This is a genomic window from Polaromonas sp. P1_F2 (assembly GCF_056405735.1).
This window is the reverse complement of the sequence record NZ_JBFUBN010000001.1, coordinates 405876-424980: the sequence shown is the minus strand read 5'-3', so window position 1 is coordinate 424980 and position 19105 is coordinate 405876. Positions and strand designations below refer to the sequence as shown.

At 65.5% G+C, this 19105-nt stretch carries 11 protein-coding genes; 8 read left to right on the top strand and 3 right to left on the bottom strand.

Going from position 1 to position 19105, the window contains the following annotated elements; translation table 11 throughout:
* Positions 1-18: 18 nt before the first annotated feature.
* Positions 19-1224: a succinyldiaminopimelate transaminase gene (dapC, locus tag AC1D0O_RS02080; RefSeq protein ID WP_477651890.1), complete on the bottom strand. Its 1206-nt coding sequence runs from the start codon at positions 1222-1224 to the stop codon at positions 19-21.
* Between the two features lie 388 nt (positions 1225-1612).
* Between dapC and smc the strand changes: the two genes are divergently transcribed.
* From smc to AC1D0O_RS02045, 7 genes are all read left to right on the top strand, one after another.
* Complete coding sequence (gene smc, locus AC1D0O_RS02075) at positions 1613-5149, top strand: chromosome segregation protein SMC (RefSeq protein WP_477651889.1); 3537 nt, start codon at positions 1613-1615, stop codon at positions 5147-5149.
* Between the two features lie 7 nt (positions 5150-5156).
* A complete protein-coding gene (locus AC1D0O_RS02070; RefSeq protein ID WP_477651888.1) occupies positions 5157-6242 on the top strand; it encodes a cell division protein ZipA C-terminal FtsZ-binding domain-containing protein in 1086 nt (361 codons plus the stop codon).
* Between the two features lie 36 nt (positions 6243-6278).
* A complete protein-coding gene (ligA, locus tag AC1D0O_RS02065) occupies positions 6279-8384 on the top strand; it encodes an NAD-dependent DNA ligase LigA (protein WP_477651887.1) in 2106 nt (701 codons plus the stop codon).
* 169 nt (positions 8385-8553) lie between these two features.
* Positions 8554-8748, top strand: a complete 195-nt coding sequence (locus tag AC1D0O_RS02060) for a hypothetical protein (protein ID WP_477651886.1) — start codon at positions 8554-8556, stop codon at positions 8746-8748.
* A gap of 33 nt (positions 8749-8781) precedes the next feature.
* Positions 8782-9321: a peptide deformylase gene (gene def / locus AC1D0O_RS02055; protein WP_411879299.1), complete on the top strand. Its 540-nt coding sequence runs from the start codon at positions 8782-8784 to the stop codon at positions 9319-9321.
* A 164-nt stretch (positions 9322-9485) separates the two neighbouring features.
* Positions 9486-10481: a cytochrome-c peroxidase gene (locus tag AC1D0O_RS02050; RefSeq protein WP_477651885.1), complete on the top strand. Its 996-nt coding sequence runs from the start codon at positions 9486-9488 to the stop codon at positions 10479-10481.
* Positions 10482-10613: 132 nt separating this feature from the next.
* Positions 10614-11324, top strand: coding sequence for a class I SAM-dependent methyltransferase (locus tag AC1D0O_RS02045; protein ID WP_477651884.1), 711 nt, complete (start codon positions 10614-10616; stop codon positions 11322-11324).
* Between the two features lie 3 nt (positions 11325-11327).
* On the opposite strand, the gene AC1D0O_RS02040 is transcribed toward AC1D0O_RS02045, so the two are convergent.
* Both AC1D0O_RS02040 and map read right to left on the bottom strand, forming a co-directional pair.
* Positions 11328-13919 carry a [protein-PII] uridylyltransferase gene (locus AC1D0O_RS02040; protein ID WP_477651883.1) on the bottom strand — a complete coding sequence of 864 codons (2592 nt, stop codon included), beginning with the start codon at positions 13917-13919 and terminating at the stop codon, positions 11328-11330.
* 56 nt (positions 13920-13975) lie between these two features.
* Positions 13976-14818 carry a type I methionyl aminopeptidase gene (map, locus tag AC1D0O_RS02035; protein WP_477651882.1) on the bottom strand — a complete coding sequence of 281 codons (843 nt, stop codon included), beginning with the start codon at positions 14816-14818 and terminating at the stop codon, positions 13976-13978.
* A gap of 257 nt (positions 14819-15075) precedes the next feature.
* Between map and purL the strand changes: the two genes are divergently transcribed.
* Positions 15076-19083: a phosphoribosylformylglycinamidine synthase gene (gene purL / locus AC1D0O_RS02030; RefSeq protein WP_477651881.1), complete on the top strand. Its 4008-nt coding sequence runs from the start codon at positions 15076-15078 to the stop codon at positions 19081-19083.
* Positions 19084-19105 lie beyond the last annotated feature (22 nt).

Genomic DNA, 19105 nt, shown 5'->3' with positions numbered 1-19105 from the left:
TTGGTTTCGGTCTTGTTTTCAGTGAACTTTGGATTGGATGAACTGAACGATGCGCTGCGCCGCTTCCACGCATTCTGCGGTTTCTGCCACCAGCGCCATGCGGATTCTGCCGGCGCCGGGATTGTGCCCCTGCGCGTCGCGCGCCAGGTAACTGCCCGGCAACACCACGACATTGTAGAGAGCGAGCAGCTCGCGCGAAAACGCGGTGTCCGAGCCCTTGAAAGACGCGGGGATTCCGGCCCACAGGTAAAAGCCGGCGTCGGGCAGGGCGACGTCCATCACGGCCGAGAGCATGGGCGTGACCTGGGCGAATTTTTCGCGGTACATCGTGCGGTTGGCTACTACGTGCTGCTCGTCGTTCCAGGCCGCGATGCTGGCCGCCTGCACGATAGGGCTCATGGCACTGCCGTGGTAGGTGCGGTAGAGCAAAAAGGGCTTGATCAGGGCGGCGTCACCGGCCACAAAGCCGCTGCGCAGGCCCGGCACGTTGCTGCGTTTGGAGAGGCTGGTCAGCGAAACCAGGTTCTTGAAGTCATGCCGGCCCAGCGCGGCCGCCGCCTGCAGGCCGCCCAGGGGCGCCTCGTCGCGGAAGTAGATCTCGCTGTAGCACTCGTCGGAGGCGATCACGAAACCGTGGCGGTCGCTGAGCTCGAACAGCAGTTTCCACTCGGACAGCGACATCACGGCGCCCGTGGGGTTGCCCGGCGAGCAGACAAACACCAGCTGGGTCTTGGCCCAGACCGCCTCGGGCACACCGGCCCAGTCGACCGCGAAGTTGCGTGCCGGGTCGCTGGGGGCAAACCAGGTCTGGGCGCCCGCCAGCAGGGCCGCGCCCTCGTAGATTTGATAGAACGGGTTGGGACAGACCACGGTGGCCCCGGGCTTGCCGGCGTCCAGCACGGTCTGCGCGAGCGAAAACAGTGCTTCGCGTGAGCCGTTGACGGGCAGGATCTGCGTGGCAGGGTCCAGCTTGAGGTCGTAGCGGCGGGCCACCCAGTCGGCCATGGCCTGGCGCAATTTGGGCTCGCCCAGGGTGCCGGGGTAGCTGGCCAGGCCGCTGAGGCTGGCCGTCAGCGCATCCTTGATCAGCTGCGGTGTGGCATGGCGGGGCTCGCCTATGCCCAGGCTGATGGCTTTGAAGGCGGGATTGGGGGTGACGTCGGCGTGCAGCTGGCGCAGCCGCTCAAAAGGATAGGGCTGGAGGCGTGAAAGCAAGGGATTCATACCCGGATTATCCAGCCTTGGCCCGGCCCCAAAACGACTGGCCACCCGACCCGCATGTCCAAGGGGGTCAGGTTGCTGCCAAATTGATAGCTTGAGCGCCAGACCCCATGCCGCGGCAGCGGCGCTGGCGAGGGTGGTTTAGGGCCGGACTGCCATGACGGGACGGAAGGCGCCCGGGCCGGGCGCGCGCGGTGCGAAGCAAAGTGTTTCACGCCGGCCCCGTCAAGGGCCTTTTTCCCGGCAAAATCCCGGTCCCGCTCGGGTAACATGACGGACCGTGCCGCTTGCCGAAAGCGGCGCCCGATATGTCAGCGTTTGCCGTAAAACGCTATAAAAATCAACGAGTTAGCCTCGGGCTACGCTCAAGCTCATAAAAACAGGGACAGCCGTGCGTCTCAATTCGATCAAGCTATCAGGTTTCAAGTCATTCGCGGAGCCCACCAATTTTGTCTTGCCGGGCCAATTGGTGGGTGTGGTAGGCCCCAACGGCTGCGGCAAGTCCAACATCATGGACGCGGTGCGCTGGGTGCTCGGTGAGAGCAAGGCCTCCGAACTGCGCGGCGAGTCCATGCAGGACGTCATCTTCAACGGCACCACCACGCGCAAGCCGGCCAGCCGCTCCAGTGTGGAACTGGTGTTCGACAACGCCGACCACCGCGCCGGCGGCCAGTGGGGCCAGTTTGTCGAGATCGCCGTCAAGCGCGTGCTGACGCGCGACGGCACCTCCAGCTACTACATCAACAACCAGCCGGTGCGCCGCCGCGACGTGCAGGACGTGTTCCTGGGCACCGGCCTGGGCCCGCGCGCCTACGCCATCATCGGCCAGGGCACCATCAGCCGCATCATCGAGTCCAAGCCCGAAGAGCTGCGCCTCTTCCTCGAGGAAGCCGCCGGCGTCTCCAAGTACAAGGAACGCCGCCGCGAGACCGCCAACCGCCTGTCCGACACCCGCGAGAACCTGACCCGCGTCGAGGACATCCTGCGCGAACTCAACGCCAACCTCGACCGGCTCGAAAAGCAGGCAGAAGTGGCCCTGCGCTACAACACCCTGCACGCCGACGCCAGCCTCAAGCAGCACCAGCTGTGGTTCTTGAAGCGCGCCGAAAGCGAGGCCGACCAGTCCAAGGTCAAGGCCGATGCCGAAAAAGCCGTGAACGACCTGGAAAGCCGCGTGGCCGACCTGCGCCACATCGAGGCCGACCTGGAAACCATTCGCCAGGCCCACTATGCGGCCGGCGACCAGGTCAACCAGGCCCAGGGCAAGCTTTATGAAGCCAGCGCCGAAGTCGGCCGGCTGGAAGCCGAGATCCGCTTTGTGGTCGACGGCCGCCAGCGCGTCGAGCAGCGGCTGAACCAGCTCAAGGAACAGACCGCGCAGTGGGCCACCCGCAAGGAAGACGCCGCCGTCGAAACCGAAAGCCTGGCCGCGCAAGCCATCGAGGCCGAGGAAAAGGCCGAACTGCTGGCCGCGCAGACCGAAGAACACCAGACGCAGCTGCCCGCGCTCGAAGATGCGCTGCGCCAGGCCCAGGCCAAGGCCAACGAGCAGCGCGCCAGCGTGGGCCAGGTGCAGCAGCAGATCCAGGTGCTGGCCGCCGACCAGCGCAACATCGAAGAGCAGTCGCGCAGCCTGGGCCTGCGCCTGGAAAAGCTCACCGCCGACCGCAACGCGCTGAACGCGCCCGACGAAGCCCGGCTGGCCAACCTGAACACCCAGTTCGCCGCCGCGCAGGAAGCCCAGGCCGAAGCCGAGGCCCGCCTGCACGAGCTGACCGACAGCGTGCCGCAGCTCGACGAAGAGCGCCGCACGCTGCAGCACACCGTCAACACCGAATCCGCCAAGCGGGCCGACCTGTCGGCGCGCATGGAAGCGCTCAAGGCCTTGCAGGAAAAGGTCAAGACCGACGGCAAGCTCAAGCCCTGGCTGGCCAAGCACGGCCTGGACGGCCTGCAGGGCCTGTGGAGCCGCATCCACATCGAGCAGGGCTGGGAGAACGCACTGGAAGCCGCGCTGCGCGAACGCCTGGGCGCCCTGGAAGTTTCCCGGCTCGACATGGTGCGCGGCTTTGCCGGCAGCGATGGGCAGGGCACGCCGCCGGCCAAGCTCGCCTTTTATTCGCCGCCCAGCGCCGCCGCGCCCGCACGCGTCAACACGGCCATCAACCTTAAGCCGCTGACCGAGCTGCTGCGCTTGAACGACGCCGGGCAATCGGCGTTGCTGGGCGACTGGCTCAACGGCTGCTACACCGCCGCCAGCCTGGACGACGCGCTCGCCGCGCGCGACAAGCTGCAGGCCGGCGAGGTGATTTTTGTGCAGAGCGGCCATGCCGTGACGCACCACAGCGTGAGTTTTTACGCGCAGGATTCCGAACAGGCCGGCCTGCTGGCCCGCGCCCAGGAGATCGAAAACCTCGACAAGCAGCTCAAGGCCCAGGCCCTGATCAGCGAGGAAGCCCGCTCCGCCCTGGTGCGCGCCGAAGCCGCCTATGCCGATGCCGCCCAGCGCCTGGCCACGGCGCGCCGCGAAACCGCCGAAGGCCAGAGCCGCACCCACGAGCTGCAGGTCGAAGTGCTGCGCCTTACGCAGCTGGCCGAGCAGACCCGCGCGCGCAGCGAGCAGATCCAGGCCGACATGGCCGAAATCGAAGCCCAGCTCGGCGAGCTGCAGGAGCGCAAGGTCACGGCCGAGGGCCGTTTTGAAGAACTCGACATGCAACTGGCCGACAGCCAGGAACGCCATGCGCAGCTTGATGACCGCGTGATCGAAACTGAGCGCAAGCTCGGCGAGTCGCGCGAGCAGCAGCGCACACTCGAGCGCCAGGCCCAGGAAGCCACCTTTGCATTGCGCAGCCTGGCCTCGCGCCGCGAAGAGCTGACCCGCTCCATAGACATCGCCGCCCAGCAGGCTGCCTCCATCGCCAGCGAAGAGGCGCAGGCCCGCGAAGAGCTCACGCGCCTGACCGACGCCGCCGCGCAGGCCGGCCTGCAAAGCGCCCTGAGCGTGAAGCTCGAGCGCGAGGCCGACCTGGGCGCCAAGCGCAGCCAGTACGACGACCTGACCAGCAAGCTGCGCGCCAGCGACGAGCGCCGCCTGCAGCTGGAGCGCGAGCTCGACCCGCTGCGCCAGCGCATCACCGAGTTCCAGCTCAAGGAGCAGGCCGCGCGCCTGGGCTTTGAGCAGTACGCGCAGCTGCTGGCCGACGCCCAGGCCGACCTTGCCGCGGTGGAGCAGTCCATCCAGTCCGGCAATGTGCGCCTCACGGGCCTGCAGGGCGAGATCGACCGCATCAACCGCGAAATCCAGTCGCTGGGCGCCGTCAACCTGGCCGCGCTGGACGAGTTGAGCACCGCGCGCGAACGCAAGCAATTCCTCGACGCGCAGTCCGCCGACCTGAACGAGGCCATGACCACGCTGGAAGATGCGATCAAGAAGATCGACATCGAAACGCGCGACCTGCTCTCGAGCACTTTCGAGACGGTGAACGGCCATTTCGGCCGCATGTTCCCCGAGCTCTTCGGCGGCGGCAACGCCAAGCTCATGATGACGGGCGAGGAAATTCTCGACGCCGGCGTGCAGGTGATCGCCCAGCCGCCCGGCAAGAAGAATCAGACCATCCACCTGCTGTCCGGCGGCGAAAAAGCGCTCACGGCCATCGCGCTGGTGTTTGCCATCTTCCAGCTCAACCCCGCGCCTTTCTGCCTGCTGGACGAGGTCGACGCGCCGCTGGACGACGCCAACACCGAGCGTTACGCCAAGCTGGTGCGCTCCATGAGCAAGGAAACCCAGTTCCTGTTCATCAGCCACAACAAGATCGCCATGGAAATGGCCGAGCAGCTGATCGGCGTGACCATGCAGGAGCAGGGCGTTTCGCGCATCGTGGCGGTGGACATGGAAGCCGCCATCGGTTTCGCAGAAGCAGCCTGATCCCAAAATGAGCACTTTGCAGATCAGTCTGGCAGTGGTGGGCGGGCTGGTGCTGGCCGGCGTCGTGGCGCATAGCGCCTGGTCGTCGCGCCGCAACCTGCCCAAGCGTGCTACGCCGGAGGCCGTGCCTATGCCTGAACCGGCTACGGCAACCCATCCACAAACCGAGGGTGATGAAGGCGGCGAGCCGGAGCGCCTGGAGCCCAGCTTCGACGCCGATTCGGGCCTGGCCTCCCTCAATTCGCTGACCCGGCTCACCACGCCCGAGCGCAAGCCCGGGCTGGACATCCTGATCGACGCCATGGCGGCCGTTGCCCTCGAGGGCGTGGTCTCGGGCGAAGCCGCGCTGGCTGCCATGCCCAGCACGCGCCGCGCCGGCAGCAAGCCTTTCGGCGTCGAAGGCCTCAGCGTGATCACTGGCGAATGGGAATTCCCCACGGCCGGCCATCGCTACAGCGCCTTCCAGTGCGGTGTGCAACTGGCCAACCGCACCGGCGCGCTGAACCAGATCGAATACTCCGAGTTCGTCATGAAGGCCCAGGCCTTTGCCGACGCCGTGGGCGGTGAGCCCGAGTTTCCCGAGATGCTGGACGAGGTCGCCCGCGCCCGCGAACTCGACCAGTTCGCCAGTGCCCACGACGCGCAGCTGAGTTTCACGCTGCGCGCCGTCAACACCGCCTGGAGCCCCGGCTATGTGCAGCAAAGCGCGGCACGCCTGGGTTTTGTCGCCGGCTCCATTCCCGGCCGCATGGTGCTGCCGGCCAGCCAGCAGGGCCACGCGCCCATCCTGGGCCTGGCCTTCGACACCCAGGCCGCCATGGCCGAAGACCCCGAACAGACGGCCTTGCGCGAACTCACGCTGTCGCTGGACGTGCCCCAGGTGCTGCGTTCCGAGCAGCCCTTCGCCCGCATGTGCGAAGCCGCGCTGGCCCTGGCCGCCAACATGGACGGCGTGATCATCGACGACAACGGCAACCTGATCCGCCCCGAGGCCATGGAAGTCATACACGCCGACCTTGAGCAGCTCTACGACACGCTGGACAGCCGCGATTTATCCGCGGGCTCGGTGCTGGGGCGCCGGCTTTTTTCCTGATTTTCCCCGGCCTTGCGCCCCATTTCGAGTGTTTTGATGGCCACCAAAGACCTGTTTGCGCAGCCCCAACCGTCGCCGCAGCCAACTTCCGCCGCGGCGCGTGCCGCTGCCTTGCGCGCGGAGCTGCACCTGCACGCGCACCGCTACTACGTGCTTGACGAACCCACGATTCCGGATGCCGAGTACGACAGGCTGTTCAGGGAGCTGCAGGAACTTGAAGCCGCCCACCCCGAACTGCTGACGCCGGACTCGCCGACCCAGCGCGTGGGCGGCAAGCCGCTGGACCAGTTCGCCAGCGTGCGCCACAAGCTGCCCATGCTCAGCATACGCACCGAAACCGATACCGAAGCCACCGGTGCCCAGAACTTCGACACCCGCGTGCGCAAGGAACTGGGCCTGGCCGAGTCAGACCCGCCGGTCGAGTACGTGGCCGAACTCAAGTTCGACGGCCTGGCCATGAGCTTGCGTTATGAAAACGGCATCCTGGTGCAGGCCGCCACGCGCGGTGACGGCGAGGTCGGCGAAGACGTCACGCAGAACATCCGCACTATCAACCAGATTCCGCTGCGTTTGCCTGCCGATGCGCCGCCCGTGATGGAAGTGCGCGGTGAGGTTTACATGCGCCGCGCCGATTTTGAGGCGCTCAACGAAAAGCAGCGCGAGAAGATCGCGCAAGGCGCCAAGGGCGAAAAAACCTTTGTGAACCCGCGCAATGCGGCGGCCGGCGGTGTGCGCCAGCTGGACCCGGCCCTGGCGGCTCGGCGGCGCCTGAGCTTTTTTGCCTACGGCCTGGGCGAGGTCACACCGGCGGAAGAGGGCGGCCCGGCCTTCGAGAGCCACCTCCAGTTGCTGCTGACGCTGCGCTCCTGGGGTTTCCCGGTGGCGACGCAGACGCAGCTGGCGCAGGGCGCGCCCGAGCTGATCGCCTTCCACCAGGCCATGGGCAAGCAGCGCGACAGCCTGCCTTACGACATCGACGGCGTGGTCTACAAGGTCAACAGCCTGGCGCTGCAGAAAAAGATGGGCTTTGTCTCGCGCGAACCGCGTTGGGCCGTGGCGCACAAATACCCGGCACAAGAACAGCTCACCACCGTGCAGGCCATCGAGGTGCAGGTGGGGCGCACCGGCAAGCTCACACCGGTGGCCAAGCTGGCGCCGGTATTCGTGGGTGGTGTCACCGTGACCAATGCCACGCTGCACAACGAGGATGAAGCGCGCAGAAAGGACGTGCGCGTGGGCGACACCGTGATCGTGCGCCGCGCGGGCGACGTGATCCCCGAGGTTGTCAGCGTGCTGCTTGAGAAACGCGTGCAGGACGCGCCGCAGTTCAGCATGCCGCGCAAATGCCCGGTCTGCGGCTCGGACGCCGTGCGCGAGGAAGGCGAGGCAGACTACCGCTGCACAGGCGGCCTGTTCTGCGGCGCCCAGCGCAAGGAGGCCATCCTGCATTACGCGCACCGCCGCGCCGTCGAGGTCGAAGGCCTGGGTGACAAGCTGGTCGAGCAACTGGTAGACGCCAACATCATCCGTACCCTGCCTGACCTCTACAAGCTGGGCCTCACGGCGTTGGCCGAGCTGGACCGCATGGCCGAAAAGTCGGCCAACAAGCTGCTCGAAGCACTCGAAAAGTCCAAGCAGACGACCTTGCCGCGCTTCCTGTTCGGCCTGGGCATACGCCACGTCGGCGAAGCCACCGCCAAGGAACTGGCGCGGCATTTCGGCAAGCTGGATGCCATCATGGGCGCGACGGAAGAGCAACTGCTGGAGGTCAGCGACGTGGGCCCCATCGTCGCGCAAAGCATTCGCACCTTCTTTGAGCAGCCGCACAACCGCGAAGTGGTCGAGCAGCTGCGCGCCTGCGGCGTGACCTGGGAAGAGGGCGAGCCCGCCGCCCGGGCGCCGCAGCCGCTGTCGGGCAAGACCTTTGTCATCACCGGCACCTTGCCCACCCTGAGCCGTGACGAGGCCAAGGACAGGGTCGAGGCCGCCGGCGGCAAGGTGGCCGGTTCGGTCAGCAAAAAGACCGACTACGTGGTGGCGGGCGAGGAGGCCGGCAGCAAGCTGGTCAAGGCGCAAACGCTGGGCGTGCCCGTGATTGATGAGGCTGCGCTGCTGGCCATGCTGGCCGGCCCGTCAGAGTGACGTTTCCTGACGATCTTTGCATGGTGAGCCAGGTCTGCCGCAGCGCCGGCACCACGGAGTAGCTGTCGCCGGCTTCGGCTTACATGGCGTTACCGGGGTTTGCACGCGGGACGTCAGGCCGGAGGCCCTCGCCGGACGTTGAAAAGACCTGTACACACAGGAGCTCTCCATGAATAACAAACGTTTGCCCGCCTTGGTGGCGGCCGCCGGCCTGGCCGCCTTGCTGTCCGGTTGCGTCGTCGCCCCTGTCGGCCCACCCGTGGCCGTTTACCCGTCCCGCCCCGTGTATGTTGAACCCGCCCCTGTGGTTGTGGTACCCGCGCCAGGTTATTACCGGGGCTGGGGCTACAGGCATTGGCGCTAAGCCAAAAAGGCTTCGCGCCGCCATAATCGGCGCATGACCATTCGCGAAATCCTCAAGATGGGTGACCCGCGGCTGCTGCGTGTCGCCCAGCCCGTCACCGCTTTCGACACCGACGAGCTGCACCTGCTGATCTCGGACATGTTCGACACCATGCGCGCCGTCAACGGCGCGGGCCTGGCGGCGCCGCAAATCGGTGTGGACCTGCAACTGGTGATTTTCGGCACCGACGCGGTGAACCCGCGCTACCCCGACGCGCCGCTGGTGCCGCGCACGGTGCTGCTCAACCCGGTGATCAAACCCCTGGGCCCTGAGGAAGAGGACGGCTGGGAAGGCTGCCTCTCGGTGCCTGGGTTGCGCGGCGTGGTGCCACGGTATTCGCGCATCCACTACGCCGGTTTTGACCAGTATGGCGATGCGATAGAACGCACGGTGGAAGGCTTTCATGCGCGTGTGGTGCAGCATGAATGCGACCACCTGATCGGCACGCTGTACCCCATGCGCATCCGCGATTTCACGCAGTTTGGTTTCACTGAAGTACTCTTTCCCGGGCTGGATGCGTCGGACGACGACTAAAAAGAAGGGCGGCCAGCCGGGGGCGATGGAGAAATATTAAAGAGACATTCCGATGTATGGCGTAGCGCCGGCCGTTGCGCACCGCCAGAAGATCACTCTGCTTTATGCCCATCTGCGATTGTCAGCAGACGAACGGTCAATGGCTAGCGCCTGAAGGAGAAAGCATGAGTGTGCATTTGTTCAAACTGGCCGTCCTGGCGGCGACGATAGCCGGGGCCACCCAATTGCTTGCGATCGCCCAGGCCACCCGTTCGCCGGAACCCATTCTTCCGTTGCCGGACAAGGTGACCGACGTTGACCCGGCCAAAGTGAAACTGGGCGAGAAGTTGTTTGCGGACAAGCGTTTCTCGGGCGATGGCTCGGTGTCGTGCCAATCCTGCCATCTCCCGCATGCTGGAGGGGCGGATTCCCGCCGGCATTCCGTCAGTGCATTCGGCAAGGTGCGTGAACTGAATTCGCCAACCATTTTTAATGTGCGCTACAACACGGCAGGACTCAACTGGACGGGCCGCACCAAGGACCTTGAGGCCCAGATTTCGGGATCGGTCGGCAACGCCGACACCATGGCCCACGACTGGGGCAAAGTGCTCCAGATCCTTGCGGTCGACCCCGCCATGGTTTCCGAGTTCAAAGCCATTTATGGCGGTGATGAGCCCGTGACCCAGAAGAATGCAAGCGAAGCCATTGTCAGTTTCGAACGTTCCCTGGTCACGCCCTCGCGCTTCGACGACTGGCTCAAGGGAGATGACAAAGCGATCACCGCGCAGGAAAAAGTCGGCTACGACAAGTTCAAGAGTCACGGCTGCGTGGGTTGCCACAACGGAATCAATGTGGGTGGCAACACGTTCATGAAGTTCAGCCTGATCGGCGACTACTATGGCGACCGTGCCAAAAAGGGCCGCGGCGCCATGGTCGAGGTGGACAAGGGGCGCTTGCTGGTCACCAAAAAAGACGAAGATATGCACGTGTTCCGCGTCGCCTCCTTGCGTAACGTCGCCATCACCGCCCCGTATTTTCATGACGGCGCCGTAGATAGCCTGGATGAGGCCATCCAGTTGATGGGCCGCCATCAACTGGGACGGGAAATCCCGCCGGCCGACCGCAAGGACATCGAAGCATTTCTGAAGAGCCTGACCGGCAAGCAGCTGGAAAAACGCTGAGTCTGGATGCGTTAGCCGATGACGAGGCCAAGGTGAGCATCGCTGCGACGGGGACGGCGGGGGCGTACACTGGCCCCGGTTGAGGGCAATTTCGCCCCGCTTGAGCGTGTTGCCACGCAAGGAAAATTCCGGATGTTGCTCGCTCCCGCGTCGGGAGCAGTTCCCATCACCGGAGCTGCCTCTCCGCCGCCTTACCTGCTCAAATATGAAACCGTGAGCGGCAGCGGCGACGACCTGCAGCTGCGTTCGCTGCTGGACCGCCAGCAATTCCACGATCCCCTGGGCGAGGCCGAACGCGAAGGCATCTCTTCGTCGGCCTGGCCGATCTTCGGGCTGCTCTGGCCTTCGGGCCGGGTGCTGGCCCATGCCATGCTGACCTTCGAGCTCGAGGGCAAGCGCATCCTGGAACTGGGCTGCGGCCTGGCGCTGGCCAGCCTGGTCGTGCACAGGCGCGGCGGCAACATCACGGCCAGCGACTGCCACCCGCTGGCGGCGGAGTTCCTGCTCGAAAACCTCAAGCTCAACCACCTGCCGGCGATGAAATACCAGACCGGAAACTGGTCGCGTGCCAACCCGCTGCTGGAGCGCTTTGACCTGATCATCGGCAGCGACGTGCTCTATGACCGCGGGCAGCCCGAGGTGCTGTCGCAGTTCATCGAGCTGCATGCACTGCCGCACACCGAGGTGCTGATCGTGGACCCGGACCGCGGCAACCGGGCCAGCTTCAACCGCAAAATGGATGGGCTGGGCTATTCACGCACCGAGATGCGTGTGACCGAATTGCCGGCCGGCGGCAGCTACAAGGGGCGGCTGCTGCGCTACCTGCGCCAGCCGGCCGTCTGACGCTCAGGTATTGAGCGCTTCCAGGAGTTCCGTTTCGATCGCGATCTGCGCCTTGTTGTGCTGCAGTTCGGGGCCGTCAATCAAGAACGTGTCTTCCACGCGCTCGCCCAGGGTGCTGACCTTGGCCAGCTGCAGGTTGATGCGGTGGCGCGCCAGTACCCGCGCGATGCGGTAGAGCAGGCCCACGCGGTCGCTGGCCGAAACGCTGAGCAGCCAGCGCTGGGCTTTTTCATCGGGCCGCAGGTCCACGCGCGGCGCGATCGGGAAGCTCTTGACGCGGCGCGACACGCGGCCCTTGCCGGGCGGGGGCAGCGGGCCGGGCTCCTCGATGGTGCGGTCCAGGTCGGCCTCTACCATGGCCGCGAGTTCGCGGTAGTGGTCGGCCAGCGTCGGGCTCACGACCTGGAAAGTGTCCAGCGCGTAGCCGTTCTGGGCAGTGTGGATCTTGGCATCCAGGATGCTGAAGCCGGCTTCGTCGAAGTAGCCGCATATGCGCGCGAACAGGTCGGGCGCGTCGGGCGTGTAGACCAGCACCTGCATGCCTTCGCCCGCCGAGGATCGACGCGCTCGGACAATCGCCTTGGCCTTGCCGACGTGGCGCGAGAGCTGGCGCGCGTGCCAGGCGATGTCGGAGGCCTCATGGCGCATGAAATAGCTGACGTCCAGCGTGTCCCAGAGCGCCTTGTGTGCCTCGAAGGGTTCGGCGTGCAGGGCCAGTGTGGTCAGGGCCTCGCGCTTGCGGGCCTCGACTTCGGCGTCCGCGTCGGGCGCTCGGCCGCCCAGCACGCGCAGCGTGTAGCGGTACAGGTCTTCGAGCAGCTTGCCTTTCCAGGCGTTCCAGACCTTGGGGCTGGTGCCGCGTATGTCGGCCACCGTCAGCAGGTAGAGCGCCGTCAGGTAGCGTTCGTTGCCCACGCGTTTGGCAAAGGCGGCGATGACCTCCGGGTCGCTGAGGTCTTCCTTTTGCGCGATGCGGCTCATGCTCAGATGCTCGCCGACCAGGAACTCGATCAGCTTCGCGTCCTCGGCGGCGATGCCGTGCTGGCGGCAGAAGATGTGCACTTCCCGGCAGCCCAGCTCTGAATGGTCGCCGCCGCGGCCCTTGGCGATGTCGTGGAACAGCGCGGCGATGTAGAGGATCCAGGGCTTGTCCCAGCCGCCCGCGAGTTGCGAGCACATCGGGTACTCGTGCGAGTGCTCGGCCATGAAAAAGCGCCGCACGTTGCGCAGCACCATCAGGATGTGCTGGTCCACCGTGTAGACGTGGAACAGGTCGTGCTGCATCTGCCCGACGATCTTGCGGAAAATCCAGAGGTAGCGGCCCAGCACCGAGGTCTGGTTCATGAGCCGCATCGCATGTGTGATGCCTTCGGGCTGCTGCAGGATGCGGCGGAAGGTGTCGCGGTTGACCGGGTCGCTGCGGAACTTGCTGTTCATCAGCCCGCGGGCGTTGTAGAGCGCGCGCAGGGTGCGCGCCGACAGGCCCTTGATGCCCACGGTGGTCTCGTAGACCAAAAAGGTTTCGAGGATGGCGTGCGGTTCGCGCGCGTACAGGTCGTCGCTGGCCACCTCCAGCATGCCGGCCTTGTCGCAAAAGCGCTCGTTGATGGGCCGCAGCGGGTAGGTATTGGGGTTCAGCCGCTCCTCGATGTTGAGCAGCAGGATCTGGTTGAGCTGGGTCACGGCCTTGGCGGCCCAGTAATAACGCTTCATGAGCGCCTCGCTGGCGCGGCGCGGCAGCTTGCTGCCGTCGTCGGCCTCGGCCGAATAACCAAAGGACTCGGCTACCGCGGTCTGCAGGTCGAACACCAGGCGGTCTTCGCGCCGGCCCGCGATCAGGTGCAGGCGGGCGCGTATCAGGCTCAGCAGCGCCTCGTTGGCCTTGATCTGCCGCACCTCGAAGGGCGTGGCCAGGCCCTTGCGGGCCAGGTCGTCCCAGGATTTGCCCAGGCCGGCGGCGCGCGCCACCCAGAGGATCACCTGCAGGTCGCGCAGGCCGCCCGGCGATTCCTTGCAGTTGGGCTCCAGCGAGTAGGGCGTGTTCTCGAACTTGTTGTGGCGCTGGCGCAGTTCCAGGGTCTTGGCCACGTAAAAGGCCTGCGGGTCCAGCACGGCGGCCAGGCGTTTTTGCAGTTGCTGGAAGTTCTTTTTGGAACCGGCGACCAGGCGCGCTTCCAGCAGCGAGGTCTGCACCGTGACATCCTTGGAGGCTTCCTCGACACAGCCGGAAGCGGTGCGCACGCTGGAGCCGATTTCCAGGCCCACGTCCCAGCAGGCGCCGATAAAACGCTCGACCTTGGTTTTCAGGGCGGGGTCCGCGTCGACGTCGGCGTTGTCGGGCAGCAGCAGCAGCACGTCCACGTCGGAATGGGGAAACAGCTCGCCGCGGCCGAAACCGCCGGCGGCGACCAGGCAGGCCGCGGCCGGAAAGCCCGCGCCTTCCCAGAGCGCCTGCAGCGTGGCGTCGGCGTGGCGGGCGAATTTTTGCAGCAGGCTGTGGATGCCGCGCGAGGATGCGCCGCTGGCCGCCAGCGAGGCCAGCAGGGCGGCTTTGCCGGCCTTGTACTGCTCACGCACCGGGCCGAGGCCGTTCAATGTGGCAGAGGCCGTGTCGGAGGACGCGCGCGGTACCGGCACTGGTGGTGCCCCGCTCAGGCGCTGACCGTGGCCTGGAGCTGGCTTTGCTGCGGCACAAAGGCCGGAATCGCCGGGCTGCCGGCGGAAAGGGTCAGCACCTCGTAGCCGGTCTCGGTCACCAGGATGGTGTGTTCCCACTGGGCGGACAGCGAATGGTCGCGCGTCACGATGCTCCAGCCGTCTTTTTCGGGGCCGTCCTTGATGTCACGCTTGCCGGCGTTGATCATGGGTTCGATGGTGAAGGTCATGCCGGGCACGAGTTCTTCGAGCGTGCCGGGGCGGCCGTAGTGCAGCACCTGGGGTTCTTCATGGAAGTTCTTGCCAATGCCGTGGCCGCAGAACTCGCGCACCACCGAAAAACCCTGCTTTTCGGCGAAGGCCTGGATCGCGAAGCCGATGTCGCCCAGGCGTACGCCGGGCTTGACGCGCATGATGCCCTGCCACATGGCTTCATAAGTGATGTTGCACAGGCGCTTGGCGGCGATCGAGGCCTCGCCGACCAGGTACATGCGGCTGTTGTCGCCGTGCCAGCCGTCCTTGGTGATGACCGTCACGTCGATGTTGACGATGTCGCCTTTTTTGAGCGGTTTGTCGTTGGGAATGCCGTGGCAGACCTGGTGGTTGACCGAGGTGCACAGCGATTTGGGGTAGGGCACATAGCCCGGGGGGCCGTAGCCCAGGGTCGCGGGGATGGTGCCCTGGACCTGGGTCATGTAGTCGTGGGCCAGCCGGTCGATTTCATTGGTGGTCACGCCCGGTTTCACGAAGGGGGCGAGGTAGTCCAGTACTTCGGAAGCCAGCCTGCCGGCCAGGCGCATGCCTTCAATCCCGTCAGCATCTTTGTAAGTAATACTCATGGCCCCGATTATCCCACCGCTCCCAGGCACATGCATTTTCAGCATGGGTGCAAGGGCCTTTAGGGTGTTTGGCCCGAATGGATCGCAAAACTTGCCCGGCTTTGGCGACCGCTTCGTCTGCCAACGCCCCAGTCGCTGATAAAATTACGGGTTAACGCGTACCCCGCAAAACCCGGCCCCACCAGGCACTTGCAGGCGGTGTTAAACCCCCAAACAGCCATGAGCTGCCCACCTCCCACTACAAGGCCACCGCTACCGTGACCCTGCACCTGACGACTTTTGAGGGCGAACCCCACGGGATCAGCGCCCTCAGCGACTTCCGCGTCCAGCAACTCCTTCCCCGCCTGCAAGCCATCCACGACAAGATCGTCGGCATCAGCGCCCGCTTTGTGCACCTGGTGGCGACCGAGTCGCCGCCCTCGGAGGCCGCCAAAGCCCAGCTCGCGGCGCTGCTCGCCTACGGCGAACCTTGCCCGCCGGCCGACGGAAAAGCCGGTGAAGCCCTGGCCTTTATCGTCTCGCCGCGTTTCGGCACCGTCTCGCCCTGGGCGTCCAAGGCCACGGACATTGCCCACAACTGCGGCCTGGCCGTCAAGCGCGTCGAACGCATCACCGAATACCGCGTCACGCTGAAAACCGGCTTCTTCAGCAAAACGGCCCTGAGCGCCACCCAGCGCGAGCAGGTCGCCGGCCTGCTGCATGACCGCATGACCGAAAGCGTGATGTTCGATCGCGCGGAAGCCGCGGGCCTGTTCACCGAGCTGCAGGGCGCGCCGCTGCAAACGATTGACGTGCTGGCCGGCGGCAAGGCCGCGCTCGAAAAAGCCAATGCCGAGTTCGGCCTGGCGCTGGCCGCCGACGAGATCGACTACCTCGTCAACGCTTTCACCCAGCTCAAACGCAACCCGACCGACGTCGAGCTCATGATGTTCGCCCAGGCCAACAGCGAGCATTGCCGCCACAAGATTTTCAACGCTGACTTCACGATTGACGGCGTGGCGCAGGAAAAAAGCCTGTTCGGCATGATCCGCAACACCGAAAAGCTGCACCCCCAGCACACGGTGGTGGCGTATTCGGACAACGCCTCCGTCATGGAAGGCTACAAAACCCAGCGTTTTTATGCCAAACCGGGCTCATCCGGCCAGCAGACCTACAGCGCCACCGACGACGTGCAGATGCACGTGCTCATGAAGGTCGAGACGCACAACCACCCGACGGCGATCTCGCCTTTCCCAGGCGCGTCCACCGGCGCGGGCGGCGAGATCCGCGACGAGGGCGCGACCGGCCGCGGCTCCAAGCCCAAGGCCGGCCTGACCGGCTTCACGGTCTCCAGGCTGTTTGATGGCGACTACGGCAAACCCGAGCACATCGCCAGCCCGCTGCAGATCATGACCGAGGGCCCGCTGGGCGGTGCGGCCTTCAACAACGAGTTCGGCCGTCCCAACCTGAACGGCTACTTCCGCGAATACGAGCAGACCGTGGGTGGCCAGCGCTGGGGTTACCACAAGCCCATCATGATCGCGGGCGGTGTCGGCACGATTGACGCGGCGCTCACCAAAAAAATCTTGTTCCCGGCCGGCACGCTGCTGATCCAGCTGGGCGGCCCCGGCATGCGCATCGGCATGGGCGGCAGCGCGGCCAGCTCCATGGCCTCGGGCGCCAACGCGGCCCAGCTCGACTTCGACTCGGTGCAGCGCGGCAACCCTGAAATCGAGCGCCGGGCCCAGGAAGTCATCAACCAGTGCGCCCAGTTGGGCGCGGCCAACCCCATCCTGGCCATCCATGACGTGGGCGCCGGCGGTTTGTCGAATGCATTCCCCGAACTCGTGAACGACGCAGGGCGCGGCGCGAAGTTCGACCTGCGCGCCGTGCCGCTCGAGGAAAGCGGCCTCTCGCCCAAGGAAATCTGGAGCAACGAGAGCCAGGAGCGCTACGTGATGGCGGTCGCGCCTGAATCGCTGCCGCAGTTCCAGGCCTTCTGCGAACGTGAGCGTTGCCCTTTTGCCGTGATCGGCGTGGCCACGGAAGAAAAGCAGTTGATGCTGTCCGACAAGGATGCGGCCGCTCCCGTGGATATGCCCATGAATGTGCTGCTGGGCAAACCGCCCAAGATGCACCGCGACGTGAAGTCCTCCAAACAATCGATCGAGCCCATAGACCTGACCGGCGTGGACCTGCAGAAGAGCGCGATTGCCGTGCTGGGCCACCCGACAGTCGCTTCCAAGCGTTTCCTGATTACCATCGGCGATCGCACCGTGAGCGGCCTCACGCACCGCGACCAGATGGTCGGCCCCTGGCAGGTGCCGGTGGCTGATTGCGCGGTCACGCTGGCCGACTACAGCGGTTTTGCCGGCGAGGCCATGAGCATGGGCGAACGCACGCCGTTGGCCACCGTCAACGCGGCCGCCTCCGGCCGCATGGCGGTCGCCGAGGCCATCACCAACCTGCTGGCCGCACCGATTGAACTGCCGCGCGTCAAGCTGTCCGCCAACTGGATGGCCGCCTGCGGCGAGCCCGGCCAGGATGCCGCGCTTTATGAAACCGTCAAAGCCGTGGGCATGGAGCTGTGCCCGGCGCTGGGCGTGTCGATTCCCGTCGGCAAGGATTCCCTGTCCATGCGCACTGTGTGGAAGGAAGGCGACGCCGGCAAGAAGGTCACCTCGCCGGTCTCGCTGATCGTGAGCGCCTTCGCCACGCTGCCCGACGTGCGCGGCACGCTGACGCCGCAGCTGGACCGCGACGAGGCCGACAGCACACTGATCCTGATCGACCTCGGCAAGGGCAAAAACCGCATGGGCGGCTCCATCCTCGCGCAGGCGCTCAACAAGGAAGAGGGCGAAGTACCCGACCTCGACGACCCCAAAGACCTGGTTAATCTGGTCAACGCCGTCAATGCGCTGCGTAAAGAAGGCAAGCTCATGGCCTACCACGACCGCAGCGACGGCGGCCTGTTCGCGGCGGTCTGCGAAATGGGTTTTGCCGGCAACGTGGGCGTGTCGCTCAACATCGACATGCTGCTGGTCGAAGGCGACGGCATTTCTGACAGCCGCATGGACACCGGCGACAGCAAGAACTGGGCAAGCCAGGTCGGCGCGCGCCGCGAAGAACTCACGCTCAAGGCGCTGTTCAACGAAGAACTGGGCGCCGTGATCCAGGTGGCCACCGCCGCGCGCAACGAAGTCATGCAGACCCTACGCGAGCACGGCCTGTCAAAGTTCAGCCATTTCATCGGCAAGACCCGCCCGCAACACGCTTCGCTCGAGGTCGGCAAGGGCGAGATCCAGGTCTGGCGCGACACCAAGGCGGTGTTCTCGGCCAAGCTGCAGGACCTGCACCAGGTCTGGGACTCCGTCAGCTGGAAGATCTGCCAGCAACGCGACAATCCCGATTGCGCCAACACCGAACACGCGGTCGCCGGCAATCCCGCCGACCCGGGCCTGCACGTTCAACTGGGCTTTGACCCCGCCAAGATGCCTGCCGCTCCTGCGCTCAACCTGTCGGCACGCCCGCGTGTGGCCGTGCTGCGCGAGCAGGGCGTCAACTCGCATGTGGAAATGGCTTACGTCTTCACCGAAGCCGGTTTTGAAGCCTGTGACGTGCACATGACAGACCTGCAGACCGGCCGCGCCAAACTGGCCGACTTCAAGGGCATCGTGGCCTGCGGCGGTTTCAGCTATGGCGACACCCTGGGCGCCGGCGTGGGCTGGGCGCGCTCGGTGACTTTCAACCCGGTGCTGTCCGAAGAGTTCAAGGCCTTTTTCGCGCGGCAAGACACCTTCGGCCTGGGCGTGTGCAACGGCTGCCAGATGTTCGCCGAGCTGGCCGACATCATCCCGGGTGCTGAAGCCTGGCCGCGTTTCACCACCAACCGCAGCGAGCGCTTCGAGGCCCGCCTGAGCATGGTCGAAGTGCTGGAGTCCCCCAGCATCTTCCTGCAGGGCATGGCTGGCAGCCGCATGCCGATCGCGGTGGCGCACGGTGAGGGTTATGCCAATTTCGCCTTCCGGGGCGATGCGTCCAAGGCGATTGCCGCGATGCGTTTCACCGACAACCAGGGCCAGCCGACGGAAGCTTACCCGGCCAATCCCAACGGCAGCGCCGGCGGCCTGACGGCAGTGACCACGGCCGACGGCCGCTTCACGGCTATGATGCCGCACCCCGAACGCGTGTTCCGCAACATCCAGAAAAGCTGGACTTCAGGCGACGCCAGCGAGCGCAGCCCGTGGATGAGCCTGTGGCACAACGCGCGCAAGTGGGTGGGTTGATCAACTGTCCCGAATGGGAGGA